Genomic DNA, 16,308 nt, shown 5'->3' on the forward strand with positions numbered 1-16,308 from the left:
GCGCAACAAAATCAGGCTCCAACTCAGCCACCGCCGCAGCAAACGCCGGCTCATCAGCCAACAACTGCCGACCCATCCCCGCCCACTGCGAACCCTGACCCGAATACACAAACACCGTGCCCGAACCATGCGGCGCCTCGCTGGGTTCCACCACGCCCGTCGCGGGTTCACCGGCGGCCAGCGCCCGCAGCCCGGCCACCGCCTGGGCATGGTCACGCGCGGACACCGCCGCAAAGCTGCGGTATCGACCGCGGTAGTTGTTGACGGTGTGCGCGACATCGGCCAGCGGCACGCCGGCACCCGCATCGGTCAGCCAGTCGGCCAGCATCGCGGCCATCGGCGCGACGCGCGCGGGGGTTTTCCCGGAGATCACCAGCGTGCTGATCACCGGCTCCGGTTGTGCGGCAATATCTTTTGGGGCTCCGGCGCCTGGCGCCTGCTCGACGACGATGTGCGCGTTGGTGCCGCTGACCCCGAACGAGGACACTCCCGCCCGGCGCGGCCGGTTCGCTTCCGGCCACGGCATTCCGTCGGCGGCGATGGTGAACCGGGATGCGCCGGCACCGGCGTTCGGCGTGAGCTCGCTGAAGTGCAGGTGCGGCGGAATGTAGCCGTGGTTCATGCTGAGCACGGTCTTGATGAAGCCGGCGATACCCGCGGAGTTCTCCAGGTGGCCCAGGTTGGTCTTGACCGATCCCAGCACCAGCGGCGCCGAGTCGTCGCGTTCGCCGAAAACCTGGCTCAGGGCGTCGAGTTCGATCGGGTCGCCCAGTGCGGTGCCGGTGCCATGTGCCTCGATGTAGTCGATCTCGGACGGCTGCAGCCGCGCCGACGCGAGCGCCGCACGCAGGACTGCCTGCTGGGCCGGACCACTGGGCACGGTCTGTCCGCTGCTCGGCCCGTCCTGGTTGACCGCAGAACCCCGGACCAGGGCTAACACCGAATCCCCGTCGCGCACTGCATCACTGAGCCGCTTGAGCACCACCACGCCGCAACCTTCGCTACGCACATAGCCGTTGGCGGAGGCGTCGAAGGTCTTGCACTGGCCGTCGGGAGCCAGCATGCCCCACCGTGAGCAGGCGATGCTGTTCTCCGGCGTGAGAATCAGGTTGGTCCCGGCGGCCAGCGCCTGATCCGTTTCACGGCGGCGCAGGCTCTGGCAGGCCAGGTGGATGGCGACCAGCGACGACGAGCAGGCGGTGTCGAGGACCACAGCCGGGCCGTGCACCCCCAGGAAATACGACAACCGTCCCGCGGCGAAATTCGAGGCGTTACCGAACGGCAGGTACGGGTCGAAGTCTTCCGGGCGCACCCCGCCGTCCGTCGAAAGCCAGTAGTAGTCACTGGTGGTCAGACCGACATAGATCCCGGTCTGGGTGTTGCGAATCGACTTGGGCGTGACACCGGCGTTTTCCAGAGCCTCCCAAGAGACTTCGAGCAACAGTCGCTGCTGGGGGTCCATCGCGACTGCTTCGCGCGGGGAGATGCCGAAGAACTCGGCGTCGAATTCGTCGGGTCGCCACGAGGTGAGGAATCCGCCCTCGCGGTTGCTGATCGTGCCGGGCCGGGTGTGGTCTTCGGAGAAGTAGGCATCGGCATCCCAGCGGTCTTCGGGTACCCGAATCACGCCGCTGGCCCCGTCGTGCAGCAGTTGCCAGTACTCGGCGGGAGTGCTCACGCCACCGGGCAGCCGGCAAGCCATGCCGACCACGGCGATCGGTTCGACGTCGGCCTTTTCGGCGATCTCCAGCCGCGCCGTCAGGTCATCGATCTTGCGTAGCGCCTCGGTGATGATCGCCCGACGATCTGGCGGTGCGCTCATCCCGCTCAACCCAGCCTTTCGGAAAGCTCTTTGAGGAGTTCGTCATCGCTGAAGTCCTCGTAGTCGTCGGCGCTTTCGACCTCAGCGGCTTCGGCCACCTCCGGAAGGATGGTGGCCAAGTAGTCCGACAGCGCCTCGACGGTCGGATAGTCGAACACCACCGACGCGGGCAGCGTCTCGCCCAGGCTGTCCGAGAGGGCACGCTGCAGGGTCACGCTCATCAGCGAATCCATGCCGGACTGGAAGAAGCCCGCTGCCGGATCGAGTAGCTGCGACGACGCCAACCCCATCGCCGCGACGACCTGCGCGGTGACGAGATCGACCAGAATGCCGCGGCGCCGCGTTGGTTCGGCGTCGCGCAACGCATCCCGGAACTCGGTGCTGCGCAGTGCCGTACCCTCATCGCCTGCGTCACTGGTCAGCAGGTCGTCCACGATGCGCAGCGCCGTCCTGGTGCGATACGCGGTGGCCAGCAAGTCCCAGTCGGCAGCGACGACCGTCGGTCGGGCCGGAGCACCGGATCCGGTGAGCAACGGCAGTGCCCGGATAGCGACCTCGTCGGCCATCGGCTCCAGACCAGAAGCCAGGGTGACCTGACGCTCCTCGTCGGATTGATTGTCGGACAACGACTTCCAGAGTCCCCAGTTGATCGCGGTGGCCGGAAGACCGGCGGCCCGGCGGGCAAGCGCGAAGGAGTCCAGGAACGTGGTCGTCGCCGTGTAGTGCGCCAGCCAACGCGATCCGGTCAGCCCGGAGATCGACGAGAACAGCACAAACTGGTCGATCGAGTGACGCAGCGACAGCAGGTGCAGCAGCGACACCACATCCAGCTTGGGCCGGAACATCGCGGTGACGTCGTCATTCGTCATGTCCAGCAACGTGATCGGCCCACCGCCGAAGGCCGCGACGTAGATGCCGGCCAGCGGTGGCAGGTCTGCACCGAAGCGGTCGAACAGCGCGCTCATCGCGGATTCGTCTGCCGCGTCGGCGGCCGCCGTCACCAGGGTGGTGCCGGCCGGCGCCAGCGCGGCGGCCAGATCGTCGAGGCGTGAACCCGGGTTGCGCGACACCGCGACGACGGTGCCCGCGCCGGAGTCGGCCAGCTGCTGGATCAGGTGCGGCCCGATGTTGCCGGTCGCGCCGATGACCAGATAGCTGCGGTCCTTGTCCAATGCGGCAGGCGCGGTCGACGGCGCATATCCCTTCTGCAGCCGTGGCACCCGACGCACACCAGCCCGGTAGACGACCTGATCCTCGTCATCGCCGGCCCGCGCCTCGTCGGTCACATAGAATGCAGCCAGCCCGTCGGGCACCGACTCGTCGACATCGATGACCCGGCCCCAGAATTCGGGATGCTCCAGCGCCAGCGTGCGGCCCAGGCCCCACAACACCGCGTGGGCGGGGTTGGCCCGGTCGCCTTCACCGACCGGCTGGGCGTTGCGGGTCAACAGATACAGCCGCGGCGGCACGCCCACGTCGGCGATGGCCGCGGCCAACCGCCGTGCGGCGTTGAAGAAGTGGTATCCCGCTTCGGCATCGAACTGCCCGCCGGCCGGCTGCGGTGCATACAGCACGTGCGTCACCCCGGCCAGCGCGTCGGTGATCGCCGCCGCGTCGGCACCTTCGGCCAGCAACGACGTCGGCTGCACTGCCGCGGCGAATTCGCCGCCGAGGACACGGCCGATCTCGGCGCCCAGCCCGGAGTCGGTGATCACCAGCCACGAGCTGTCGTGGTCGCTGTTGAGCCCGGACAATTCGCGGGCCGGCCAGGCCAGCTGGCAGTACCACTCCGACGGAATCGGCCCGTCGGCATGCGCACCCGGATCACCAACGGCGGCAACCTGTCTGACCGGTGTCACCGGCCGGGGGTTGACCCAGTGGTGGCCGTGGTGCCACGGCGTGGTCGGCAGCACCGGATGCGGCTCGACCGGATGCGGGGTTTGCGGCGGATGACTGGTGTGGACGGTGTTGAGGTTGGTATGGAAGCGCACTGTGTCGTCGCCATCGCGCCACAGCGTGCCCACGCTGTGGTGGTGGCTGGTGGGATCCAGCGTGTCACCGACCGCATGCGTGAGGATCGGATGCGCGCTGACCTCGATGAACGTCCCGTGTTCTTCGGCGGCGGCGGCGACGGCCTGGCTGAGCAGCGCCGGCTGACGCACGTTGGCCACCCAGTAGTCGGCATCCAGCAGAGCCGATGTGGCACCCTCGGTGACCGTCGAGTAGAACGGGATCGTCGGGATTTCGGGCGTCAAATCTTCGAGGGCCGTGCGCAATTCGTTCAGGATCGGGTCCATAAAGGCGGTGTGCGAGGCAACCTCCATGTTGACCCGACGGGCGAAACGGTTCTGCGCGCTCACCGCAGCGATCACCGCGTTGACCCCGGCCACCGGGCCGGCGATCACCGTTTCACGCGGCGAAATATAGCCCGCCACACTGACTTCGGGATATCCGATGATCAGCTCCGCGGTTGCTTCGGGGTCGAGTTTGAGCAAACCCACCGCACCCTGGCCGGCGAGCCGTGACATCAACTGCGAACGGATGGCGATCACCCGCAGCCCCTCGACGACGCTGAGCGCCCCGGCGACCACCGCCGCGGTGATCTCGCCCATCGAATGGCCGATCACCGCATCCGGATGCACCCCGTAGGAACGCCATACCTCGGTCAGCGCCAGCTGCAATCCCATCAGCACCGGTTGGACCTGCGCATCGCCGCTGATCGACTCGCCGTTGGCGATGATCTGCTGCAGTGAAAACCCAACCTGCTCAACGAAAATCGGGTCCAACTCAGCGATCGCCTCGGCGAACACCGGCTCGTCAGCCAGCAATTGCCGACCCATGCCCGCCCAGTGCGAGCCCTGTCCGGAGTACACGAACACCGTGCCGGGCCGGCACGGACCATCATGCACAGCCACGACGCCGTCGGCAGGCCGGCCGTCGGCCAGCGCCTGCAACTGCGAAACCACCTGGGCCCGGTCGCGGGCGCAGACGGTCGCGAACTGAGCGTGGCGCTCGCGGTGATAGTTCAGCGTGTGAGCCACATCGGGCAGTCGCACATCGGCACCGGCACCCTGCAGCCAGGCGGCCAGCGAACCGGCCTGCGAGGCGATCCGCTCCGGCGACTTGCCCGACACCACCAACGTGGTCACCGTCGGGTCGGCTTCGCGGATCACCGGCATGGCCGCGGGGGCCTGCTCGATCACCGCATGCGCGTTGGTGCCACCGAACCCGAACGACGAAACGCCTGCCCGCCGCGGATGCTGCGTCTGAGGCCATTGTTGTTGCTCGACAACCACTTTCAGACGCAACTGATCGAAAGGGATGTGCGCATTGGGAGCGTTGAAGTGCAGATTCGGCGGAATGCTGCCCTGCTGCACCGCGAGCACCGCTTTGATCAAGCCCGCCATGCCGGCCGCGGCCTCCAGATGGCCGATGTTCGTCTTGACGGTGCCGATCAGCAGCGGCGCGTCTTCGGGGCGACCGCGTCCCAACACCGTGCCGAGCGCGCGCGCCTCGATCGGGTCGCCCAGCGGCGTGCCCGTTCCGTGCGCCTCGACATAGTCGACTTCTTGCGGCGGCACACCCGCGTTGACGTATGCCGAACGCAGCACCGCCATCTGGGCGGCGGGGTTAGGCGCGAGCAAGCCGTTGGACCGACCGTCCTGGTTGACCGCCGAACCGCGCACCACCGCCAGCACCCGGTCGCCGTCGCGCACCGCGACGCTGAGCCGCTTGAGCACCACCACGCCGCAGCCCTCGCCACGGATGAAGCCGTCGGCGTCCGCGTCGAAGGCGTGGCACGCGCCGGTGGCCGACAACGCACCGGTCTGGTCGAAAGCACGGACCACCGAGGGCGCCAGCATCAGGTTCACCCCGGCCGCCAGCGCCACGTCGGAGTCCCCGATGCGCAGGCTCTGGCAGGCCAGGTGCAGGGCGACGATCGACGACGAGCACGCGGTGTCAACGGTCACCGAAGGCCCGCGCAGATCCAAAAAGTACGACAGCCGGTTGGCGATGATGCTCAGCGCGCCACCGGAATTGCTCCACGCGTCGACATTGGTCAGGTCCATCCCGGCCACGTATCCGTAGTCGGTGTAGCACGCGCCGGCGAAGACGCCGGTCTGCGAGCGGCGCAGCGTGCTCGGCGGAATGCCCGCGTGTTCCAGTGCCTCCCAAGCGACTTCGAGCAGCATGCGCTGCTGCGGATCCATCTTGGCGGCTTCGCGGGTGGAGATGTCGAAGAATTCGGCGTCGAATTCGTCGAGGTTGTCCATGTATCCGCCGTAGCGGGTGGTGTTAGCCAGCGTCGCCGCGACCTCCGGCGTCCCGTCGTCGAACGGCGCCCAGCGCTCCGGCGGCACCTCGGTAACCCCGTTTTTGCCGTCGCAGATGAACTGCCAGAACTCGTCCGGGCCGGCGACGCCGCCGGGGAATCGGCAGCCCAGACCGATGACCGCGATCGGCTCGTCGAGGTGAGCGCGGTCGGGCTCGGCCTCGGCCTCGGCGGCAAAGGATTCGGTGCCGGTCAGAAACCGGGCCAGGTCGGCGATCGTCGGGTGCTGCCAGAACTCGACGGGTGACACTTTGCGGCCGAGCAGCTCGGACAGCTCGCCGGAGAGCACAACCGCGTCGCGCGAACCCAGACCGAGGTCGCTCATCGGGGCGTCGAAGTCGATGTCGTAGGGGCTGCATCCGACGTTCGTGACGAGATAGTCAGCCAGCCAGTGCCGTAGTGCTTCTTCGTCGTACGACGACGTCATCACAGACCCCTCTCACTGCCAGCCGGTGCCGACTCCACGCTGTCGAACAGCTCGCTGAGCACGCCGCCGTCCGATTCCCCCAGCACGTCGATATCGCTGTCCGTTTCTGTCTGCGGCAAAACCTTTTTCGCCAGGTGCTCCGCGAGTGCCACGATAGTCGGGTAGTTGAACAGCATCGTCGCGGACAGCTCGATGCCGACGAACTGCTCGGTGTCCCGACGAACCGACATCGCCATCACCGAGTTGAGGCCCAGCTCAGCAAACGGCCGGTCCGGCTCCAGCTCTGCCTCGGGCATCTGCAGTTCACGGGCGAGGATGGCCCGCAGCCCGGACTGCAGCTCACGAATCACGTCCTCGGCGGCCATCTCCGACCAAGCCGGTCCGGTCGACTGCGGTTCGACTGCCGCCGAGACGTCCGTCGACGGCAGCGGAGCCATGACGGCCTGCGCGATGTCGTAGCGCGCCAGGTGATCCCAGGCCGCGAAGGCCTCGTCGGCGGTGATGGGCCGTGAGCCGAGCCGCTCGAGTTCTTGCAGGGCGATCTGCGCTTCGGCGCCGAAGCCGAGCCCGCGCCAGGCCACCCAGTCCTGGCTGACGGTGTGGCAGCCCTGCCGGTGACGCAACTGGGCCAGGCCGTCGAGATAGGCGTTGGCCGCCGCGTAGGCGCCCTGACCCGGGACACCGAACACCGCGCCGGCCGCGGCGGTCAGGAACAAGAAGTCCAGGCTGCCGGGCGGGAAGGCCTGATGCAGCACCTGCGCGCCGGCGATCTTCGGCCATACCGTGTGCCGCAGGCGGTCTTCGTCGAGCTCGGTGAACAGCTGGGCGTCGGTGATACCGGCGCCGTGCACGACGCCGCGTATCGGTACCGCGCCTTCGGCATCGCGTTTGGCCAGCAGAGCCTGCATGGCCTCGGGCGAACCGACGTCGAGTGCCACCGCCTCCACGGCGACGCCGCGCATCTCCAGCGCCCGCACCGCGTCGATCTTCTGCTTGGTGTCGGCGTCGTTGGCGCCGCTGTCCCAATCGCGCCGGGGCGGCAACGCGGTGCGGCCGGCGAGTATCACCCGGCGCGCGCCGTGGTCGGCGAGCCAGCCGGCCGTCAACAGACCGAGTGCGCCCAGGCCACCGGTGATCAGGTACGCCGCATCCGGGCGGCAGCGCAACGGCTCGCGCGCCGGCGCACCGTCCACCTGTTTGAGGGCCGGCGCCAGGAATTCACCGTCGCGCAGGGCCAGAATCGATTTCGCGGGCGTCCGCAAAACCGTGGGCAGCGCCGGCACCAGATCGCCGATGTCCACGCCGTCGGGCAGGTCGACCAGGCCGCCCCACAACTGCGGCTGCTCGGCCCGGATGACACCCGCGGTTCCCCACATCGGGCTCTGCGCGACCGCCGCGTCCGAACTGCCCTCGCGGACACCACGAGTGATGATCCACAGCGTCACCGGGTGGCTTTCGTTTCGCTCGGCCAGCCCGCCCACCAAGTCGACCAGTTCCATCGACATCCGCACCGCGGCGTCGACATCGGCTTCACCGGAACGGGATTCGGCGACATACAGGACGTAACGCGCATCGGCGGTAGTGGCCGGCGAGTAGCCGGCGCGGGCCAGACCGTCGTGCAGCGTGCCGGCCCCAGTGTCCTTCTGGCCCAGCACCGCAACCCTGCCGTCGAGCAGGTGGCCGTCGTGACCCTCATCGGGTGTGAAGGGCTGCCAGTCGAGCGTGTGCACCATCGCGGCGGGATCGTCGTTGCGGTCGGCGGCCGCACTCGAATCCACTGCCGCGTAGCGGAGTCCGCGCACCTCGATGCAGGGGCTACCGTCCGATGCGGTCAGCGTGATGTCGACGACGAGCTCTTCGTCGTCGCCGCCGCGGCGGCGTACCTCGACGTGGCCGCGCGGGTCGGCCAGTTCGGCGGCGAAGTGGACAGCTGCGACCGCGGCCGGAACCATCAACCGCGGGTTGGCACTGTCCAGCAGCCGGCCGATGTGAATAGCGGCGTCCAGCAACGCAACTGAGGAGGCTTGGGTCAGCTCGACGTCGGCGAGCAACTCGCCGGCCGCCGACTTGCAGGAGCCGATCGACCATCCGAACGGGCGGCCTTGGCTGCCCCAGGTCTGCCACAGCGATGTCACCGAGTCGTCGGCGAAATCGCCGCCGGTCTCACCCGGAGCGGCCACCGCGACGTCCGGCGAGGCATCCTGACTATCGGCGATCCGAGCGGTGGCGTGTCGGACCCAACGCTGGGCGCCAGCCGCACTCGACGACACCGTGACGGACGCACCGTCGGCGACCACCTGAACGACGCGCGGCTCGTCGACGACGACCGGATATTCGAACCGGATGTCAGACAGTGCGGTTGCGTCGCACTCGGCTGCGGCCACCGAAAGCGTCTGCAGCAGAACCGATATCGGAATAATCTCCACGCCGTTGTTGTGGTGCGACCCCGGATAGGGTTTGGTCGTCGGCGTCAGCCGTGCCTGCCACAGATGCGTCGGCGGTGTGGCGGCGACCGGGATGTGCTGACCGAGCAGAGTGCCGGGCTGGGGCGCAGACTCGGCAGTCTTCACGAATTCCGCGGCGCTGATCCAGTGCTGGGTGTGATGCCACGGCGCGCTCGGCAGAACGGGATGCGGCTCGGGCGGGTGCGACAGCGTGGGTGGACGCATGACGTGCGTGCTGTTGAGGTTGGTGTGGAAGCTCACCGTGTCATCGCCCTTGCGCAACAACGTCCCAAGGCTGTGATGGTGGACGGACTCCAGCGTCTCGGTCACGGCGTGCGTCAGCGTGGGATGCGGGCTGATTTCGACGAACGTGGCGTGCTGCTCGGCGGCGACGCTGATGGCTTGGTGCAGCCGGACCGGCTGACGCACATTGGCAACCCAGTAGTCGGCGTCCAGGGTAGCCGGCTGCGTCGGGTCGGAGACGGTGGAGATGAACGGAATCGTCGCCGGCTTGGGCGTCAGATCTGCCAGCGCCGAACGCAATTCGGGCAGGATGGGATCCATCAGCGCGGTATGCGAGGCGACTTCCATGTTCACCCGTCGCGCGAAACGCTCCCGCTCGCTCACCGCGACGATCGCCGCGTCGACCTGTGCCACCGAGCCGGCAACCACGGTTTGGCGGGGCGACAGATAGCCGGCCACACTGACGTCCGGATAGTCGACGAGCAGATTTTCAGCCGCTTCGGCGTCCATCTCCAACAGACCGACCGCGCCCTGGCCGGCCAGCCGCGACATCAGCCGGGAACGAATGCCGATGACCCGCAGGCCCTCGTCGGGGGTCAGCGCCCCGGCCACCACGGCCGCGGTGATCTCCCCCATCGAATGTCCAATTACCGCATCGGGTTCCACGCCGTAGGAGCGCCACAACTCGGTCAATGCCAACTGCAGACCCATCAGCACCGGCTGGACGCGCGCGTCTCCGCTCACCCGCCGGCCCTCGGTCAGAACTTGCTGCAGGGAGAACCTCATGTGCTCGACGAACAGCGGCTCGAGGTCGTCGACTGCCGCAGCGAATGCCGGCTCGTCGGTGAGCAACTGGCGTCCCATGCCGGCCCACTGTGAACCCTGGCCCGAATAAACGAAGACCCTGCCGGGCTTGCACAACCCTTCGTGGGCACCGACCAGGCCTGCCGCCGACTGGCCGGCCGCCAACGCCTGCAGCGCGGCGACGGCGTGGGCACGGTCACGCGCGCACACCGTGGCGAAGTTCTTGTGTTGGGTGCGGTGATGGTTGAGTGTGTGGGCCACATCGGCCAGCGGCACGGCGGCGCCCTCGCCGATCATCCAGTCGGCCAGCGTCGCGGCCGTCGACGCGATACGCGCCGGGCTCTTGCCCGACACCACCAGGGTGCTGATCACTGGTTCTGGTTGTACGGCAACAGCTTCGGTGTCCGGAGCTTGCTCGATGACGACGTGGGCGTTGGTGCCGCTGACCCCGAAGGACGACACCCCGGCCCGACGCGCACGCCCTGCTGCGGGCCAGTCCATACCGTCGGCAGCGATGGTGAACTTCGACGCACCCTCGACGGCATTCGGAGTCAGCTCGGTGAAATGCAGATGCCGGGGAATGTAACCGTGCCGCACGGTGAGCACGGTTTTGATGAAACCGGCGATTCCGGCGGCCGACTCGAGGTGGCCCAGGTTGGTCTTGACCGAACCCAGCACCAGTGGCGCCGAGCCGTTCCGCTCGCCGAAGACCTGGTGCAGTGCGCCCAGTTCGATCGGGTCGCCCAACGCGGTGCCGGTGCCGTGCGCCTCGATGTAGTCGATGTCCGACGGTTCCAGCCGCGCCGCCGCCAACGCCGCCCGCACCACGGCCTGCTGCGCCGGACCGCTGGGCACCGTCTGCCCGCTGCTGGGTCCGTCCTGGTTGACCGCCGAACCGCGCACCACCGCCAACACCGAATCGCCGTCGCGCACCGCGTCGCTGAGCCGTTTGAGCACCACGACGCCGCAGCCCTCGCTGCGGACATAGCCGTCGGCGCTGGCGTCGAAGGTCTTGCACCGGCCATCGGGGGCCAGCATCCCCCACCGCGAGGTGGCAACACTGTTTTCCGGGCTGAGCATCAAGTTGACCCCGGCCACCAGCGCCTGATCGCTTTCCCGTCGGCGCAGGCTCTGACAGGCCAGGTGGACGGTGACCAGCGACGACGAGCAGGCGGTGTCGAGCACCACCGCCGGGCCGTGGGCACCCAGGAAGTAGGACAGCCGTCCGGCCGCAAAGTTCGCCGCGTTCCCGAACGGGACGTGCGGGTCGACCTCTTCCGGTGGCAGCCGGCCGGCCAGCGTCAGGGTGTAGTCGTAGGTGGTCATGCCGACGAACACCGAGGTCTGGCTGCCACGGATCATCGGCGCGGTGATGCCCGCGTTTTCCAGTGCCTCCCAAGTGACTTCGAGTAACAGCCGCTGCTGGGGGTCCATCGCCGCGGCCTCGCGCGGGGAGATGCCGAAGAACTCGGCGTCGAACTCGTCGGGTCGCCAGGAGGTGAGGAAGCCGCCCTCTTTGCTGACGATCGTCCCCGGTATCGAGTGGTCGTCGGAGTAGAACGCGTCGGCGTCCCAGCGCCCGGCCGGGACCTGAACGATGCCGCTCGCGCCGTCTTGCAGCAGCCGCCAGAACTGATCGGGAGTATTCGCCCCGCCGGGGAGCCGGCAACCCATTCCCACCACGGCGATCGGTTCGGTATCGCCCTTTTCGGCGATCTCGAGCCGCGCTGTCAGGTCATCGATTTTGCGCAATGCCTCGGTGATGATGGCGCGACGGTCCGACGGTGCAGCAGTCATCGCGCTCCCCCCGGTCTGTCGGAAAGTTGTTGCAGTAGCACACCGTGTGCGAGAAACGCGGCCCCGCCCACCGATGTCATCCGGGCGTATCCAGTCGGTTCGCTTCGTCGCGCCCACAACGTTCGTCCCAGCCGGAGTGACTGATGTTACCGCCACTCGGCTCGTTTGATGACATCGGCTTTACTCCCGCTGCGGTGTAAAGCCGCCTGGATCTCACTGCGCGTAGACCTGTCGGCATTGCCGACAAGCGTCACGCAGTGGAATCCAAACGGCTGAAGTCGTCCTGCCGGTAGACCTCAACACACGAGGAACGGCGGATCTTCCCGCTGGTGGTAATAGGGATCGAGCCGGGCGGAACCAATACGAGGTCGGTCACCCGCAGTCCGTGCGACTTCGAAATGGCAGACGTCACTTGTGCTCTCACCGCGCGAAGCCGTTCCTGCATTTCTCCGGAGTTTCCCCGGTCCTTCATCTCCGCGATCACGACCAGCCGCTCGCTGCGACCGTCCTCGATGGAGATCGCCGCGACGCGGCCCCCGCTGATCTCCTGAGTCGTGGCCTCGATGTCGTCGGGGTAGTGGTTACGCCCGTCGACAATCAGCAGGTCCTTGATGCGGCCGATGATGAACAGCTCGCCGTCGTAGATGGTGCCCAGGTCACCGGTGCGAAGCCATGGGCCCAGCGGCGTGCCGGACGAGGGGTCGACAAGCTGACCACCGAAGGTCTTCTGGGTCTGTTGCGGCTTGCGCCAGTAGCCGGCGGCGATGTTGTCGCCGTGCAGCCAGATCTCGCCGACCATGCCGGCCGGGTTCTCGACGCGGGTCTCCGGGTCGACGATGCGAATCGTCGACGCACGCGGGACGCCCACACTGACCAGCTCGACTCCGGGCTGGTTTTCGCAGGCCTCAGCGTGCCCGGCGGACAGCTTCTCGTAGTCGAAGGTGGCGACGGTCGGGGGGCGGCCGGGTCCGGATGAGTTCACGTAGACCATCGCCTCGGCCAGACCGTAGGACGGCTTCAGCGAGCCGGCCGGGAAGCCGAATTCCGAGAACCGGTCGATGAAGCGCCGGATCGTCGCGGCGTGTACCCGCTCGCTGCCGGACAGCACGGTGTGCACGCCGGACAAGTCGAGGCCGGCCATGTCCTCGTCGGTGGTCCGCCGCGCGGCAAGCTCGAACGCGAAGTTCGGCACCGCGGTGAACGTGCGGGTGTTCTTGGCCAGCTGCTGAATCCACCGGGCGGGGCGCTGCAAAAACGCCATCGGGCTCATCAGCACCGAGTGCAGGCCCATCGTCAGCGCACCGGTGATGCCCAGCAGCAGACCCATGTCGTGATAAACCGGCAGCCATGACACCAGCGTGGTGTCCGACGGGGGAATTGCTCCCTCGGCCTCGAAGTAGTCCTCGCGCACCTGCTGGACGTTGGCCAGGATGTTCTTGTGGGTGACCACCACGGCCGCGGGCGAACGCGTCGAGCCGGAGGTGTACTGCAGCACCGCGTTTTTGGTCCGCGGCGCGACCGGGGCGGAGAAATTCGGCACCGCATCGAGGTCGAGGCTGTCGATCTCGATCAGCGCGGGCGCCTTGCCCGGAAGCAGCCGGGCATGACCGACCACGTCGTCGACAACCGCCGTCGTCGTCAGCAAAACCGTGGGAGCACAGTCCTGCAAAGCTCCCGAAGCTCGCTCGTCGTGGGCGCCGAACTGCGGGACGGGCAGCGGCACCGCGACGAACCCGGCCTCCAGCGCGGCGTAGAAGCCGATGACGTAGTCGAGGCCCTGCGGCGCGAGGATTGCTGCACGATCCCCCGGCGCTCCATAGGATGCGACCTCGGCGGCCAGCGCCTGCACGCGTCCGTAGAGGTCGGACCAGGTAAGCGTTTGGGAGTAGCCGGCCGGATCGATCTCGTAGTCGATGTAGGTGTAGGCCGGCGCATCAGGTTGCTGCCGGGCCCACTCCCGCAGCACTCCGGGAATAGAGGCTTCGGTTACTACCATCGGGACACCACCCCTTAAGATCTAGAGCCCCGGACACAACTAGACGGGCGCTTGTGATGCAGGAGATTAACAGGGGCCCCGCACCTCTCGGACCAAAAACCCAAGAATGTAATACGTGCGCCAAACAGAAGGCCCGTTCCCGCCAGCGTCATTGCTGGGACCATAGGTTTGCTATGTGGGTCGCTCCTGAAGGTGTCCGCTCTCCAGTCGCGACGTTCGAACCCTACCCGAGGGTCAGCTAATTCGCATAGCTCTGAATAGTTAAATCGTTTATCGAAAAGTTTCCCGTGGTAGCGACGGGGTTTGCTGCACCGGCAGCGGTCATCCGCATCCGGGGCGACGGTCGCGGCGGCGGCCTGGCCGCCTCGACGGAGCTCTTTCCTCGAAAACTCCATCCAAGAGGGGGTTTGCTGGGCTCCAGCGCGCCGAGGACGTGGTGTGGCCTGATTCACTTTCCCGGCGGATGCCACGGCTCGGCCGGACCGAGGCATCGGCCGGATATCGGTATTAGCCGTTACGTCTAAGTTATTGGTTAAAATGTCCAATTCATTGGCTGGATAGGCTTTTGACAGCTAATGCGATGTTGCTTTCTGGATCGCCTTTGCGGAGGCCACTTTTGGCAACGCCCATTTTATCTAGTTTATCTAGCCGATATAACTCAATGGCTACAAGAGGACAAGATCTTGGGTTCGATCTCGCCGACAAGGTCGGCTATGTGGTCGGTCAGATAAAAATGGTGGCCGGGAAAAACTTTTACGCTGAACTCAGACGTTGTGCGCTCCGACCACGGCAGCACCTTCTGGTAGCTGGCCACTTCGTCGTCGTCGCCCAGGAACGCGGAGATGGGGCAGGACAACTTCTCCTCGGGCGGGCAATCGTATTTCGAGATGGCCTTCAGACCGCGCAGCGTCGGCAGGATGCTGGCCGCGAATTCCTCGTTCTCCAAAAACTCCGGATTGACCCCGGTCATCTCGCTCACCGCGTGGAGCAACCCTTGGTCCGACTCGGGAATGTGCTCGTAGCCGACCCGTCCGGGTGCGGCGACGGCCGAGACGAACAAGGCGGCAATCGAGCTGCCCGCCGCCTCGAACCGGCGGGCGACTTCGAACGCCAGCAACCCCCCCATGCTGTGGCCGAAGAACGCCACCTTATCGTCGGGATCGTCCGGTGGCTTGATCATCTGGCAAACTTTGTCGGCGAGATCGGGAATGGTGGTAAACGACCCAAGGTCGTGATTACCGCCCCGGCCCGGATACCGAACGGCGACACGTTTGATATCGCTGGCAAAGGCTTTGGCGAAGGGGACGTAAAATTCTGCCGACCCCCCGGCGTGCGGAAAGATGTAGAGCTTCGGCGGCTGCCCGGTCACGCGGCAACGATACCGTCTCCGAGCTGGCCACCCCGGCAGGACGCGGCGACGATCACTCGGGTTGGCAATCGGCTACCTACCAGCGCCGACAATTCCAGAACCTGTGAAAAAGCCGAGAAATATCTGTGTCGTTTCCTGCCGATACGTTTGACGATTCGGCTATCGCCGGTCACAAAAAAAGCTTACGATTTCTCCGCCATCACGGGTGGCAATCGCCCTTAGGGGAGGTCTATCCAAACGACCGACCTGAAGTACTGTTCATCTTCGGAGTCGGCGGGTCGTTGCAGGAGGTTGGAAAGTGTTCGTAACCACACAGCCGGACGTGTTGCAGGGTGCCGCAGGCACGCTGTCCGGAATCGGGGATGCGATGGTGGCCCGCAACTCAGCTGCGGCCGCGCCGACGACAGCCTTGGCCCCGGCGGCCTCGGACCTCGTCTCGGCGATGACGGCAGCCCAGTTCGGCCAGCAGGGCGCGACCTATCAGCAGATCGCTGCCCAGGCCGCCGAGGTGCACGAGCAGTTGGTGGCCGCGCTGCGCTCCGGTGCCGGCGCCTACGCGCTGACCGAAGCGGCCAACGCCGCGGCATCCGGGCTGTCCGGGTCGTAGGTCGATGAGCTTTTCGCTGATACCTCCGGAGATCAACTCCGCGCTGATGTATCAGGGCGCGGGGTCCGGTCCGTTGTTGGAGGCCGCGACGGCATGGGATGGATTGGCGGCCGACCTGGAAGCCACCGCCACCCAGTACCAGACCGCGATCACCAATCTGACCACCGGTGCGTGGCTGGGTCCGTCGTCGGCACACATGGCCTCGGCGGCCGAGCCGTATATCGCCTGGCTGCAGGCCACCGCCACCGAAGCCGCGCAGACCGGGGCTCAGGCCAAGGCTGCTGCGGCCGCCTATGGGACCGCATACTCGTCGATGGTTCCGCCGCCGCTGATCGCCGCCAACCGGGCGGAGTTGACCGCCTTGGTGTCCAACAACTTCCTCGGCCAAAACACCGGAGCGATCGCCCAGAACGAGGCCGAGTACCTGGACATGTGGATCCAGGACGCGCTGGGCATGGACACCTAC

Annotated in this window: 7 protein-coding genes; 2 read left to right on the plus strand and 5 right to left on the minus strand. The window is 66.9% G+C overall.

What is annotated here, in order from left to right:
* The 5 genes from VGG53_RS15615 to VGG53_RS15635 form a co-directional block, all read right to left on the minus strand.
* Positions 1-1,822 (minus strand): type I polyketide synthase (locus VGG53_RS15615; protein ID WP_331518970.1); only part of this gene is annotated, 1,822 nt, incomplete at its 3' end.
* Between the two features lie 5 nt (positions 1,823-1,827).
* Positions 1,828-6,582: a type I polyketide synthase gene (locus tag VGG53_RS15620; RefSeq protein WP_331518972.1), complete on the minus strand. Its 4,755-nt coding sequence runs from the start codon at positions 6,580-6,582 to the stop codon at positions 1,828-1,830.
* Complete coding sequence (locus tag VGG53_RS15625) at positions 6,582-11,870, minus strand: type I polyketide synthase (RefSeq protein ID WP_331518973.1); 5,289 nt, start codon at positions 11,868-11,870, stop codon at positions 6,582-6,584. Before VGG53_RS15625 ends, VGG53_RS15620 begins: the two co-directional genes overlap by 1 nt.
* A gap of 250 nt (positions 11,871-12,120) precedes the next feature.
* A complete protein-coding gene (locus VGG53_RS15630) occupies positions 12,121-13,866 on the minus strand; it encodes an AMP-binding protein (protein WP_331518974.1) in 1,746 nt (581 codons plus the stop codon).
* A gap of 658 nt (positions 13,867-14,524) precedes the next feature.
* Complete coding sequence (locus VGG53_RS15635) at positions 14,525-15,235, minus strand: thioesterase II family protein (protein WP_331518975.1); 711 nt, start codon at positions 15,233-15,235, stop codon at positions 14,525-14,527.
* 298 nt (positions 15,236-15,533) lie between these two features.
* Here VGG53_RS15635 and VGG53_RS15640 point away from each other — a divergent pair, with 298 nt between their 5' ends.
* Both VGG53_RS15640 and VGG53_RS15645 read left to right on the plus strand, forming a co-directional pair.
* Positions 15,534-15,842: a PE family protein gene (locus VGG53_RS15640; RefSeq protein WP_331518976.1), complete on the plus strand. Its 309-nt coding sequence runs from the start codon at positions 15,534-15,536 to the stop codon at positions 15,840-15,842.
* 4 nt (positions 15,843-15,846) lie between these two features.
* The coding region (locus VGG53_RS15645; RefSeq protein ID WP_331518977.1) for a PPE family protein at positions 15,847-16,308 on the plus strand (462 nt) is incomplete at its 3' end.

It is taken from the genome of Mycobacterium sp. (genome assembly GCF_036490025.1).
GTDB lineage: Bacteria > Actinomycetota > Actinomycetes > Mycobacteriales > Mycobacteriaceae > Mycobacterium.

Excerpts from the sequence above, each read along its gene's own strand:
- VGG53_RS15625 (WP_331518973.1), bottom strand. The coding sequence starts at position 11,870 with ATGACTGCTGCACCGTCGGACCGTCGCGCCATCATCACCGAGGCATTG.
- VGG53_RS15630 (WP_331518974.1), bottom strand. The coding sequence starts at position 13,866 with ATGGTAGTAACCGAAGCCTCTATTCCCGGAGTGCTGCGGGAGTGGGCC.
- VGG53_RS15620 (WP_331518972.1), bottom strand. The coding sequence starts at position 6,582 with ATGACGTCGTCGTACGACGAAGAAGCACTACGGCACTGGCTGGCTGAC.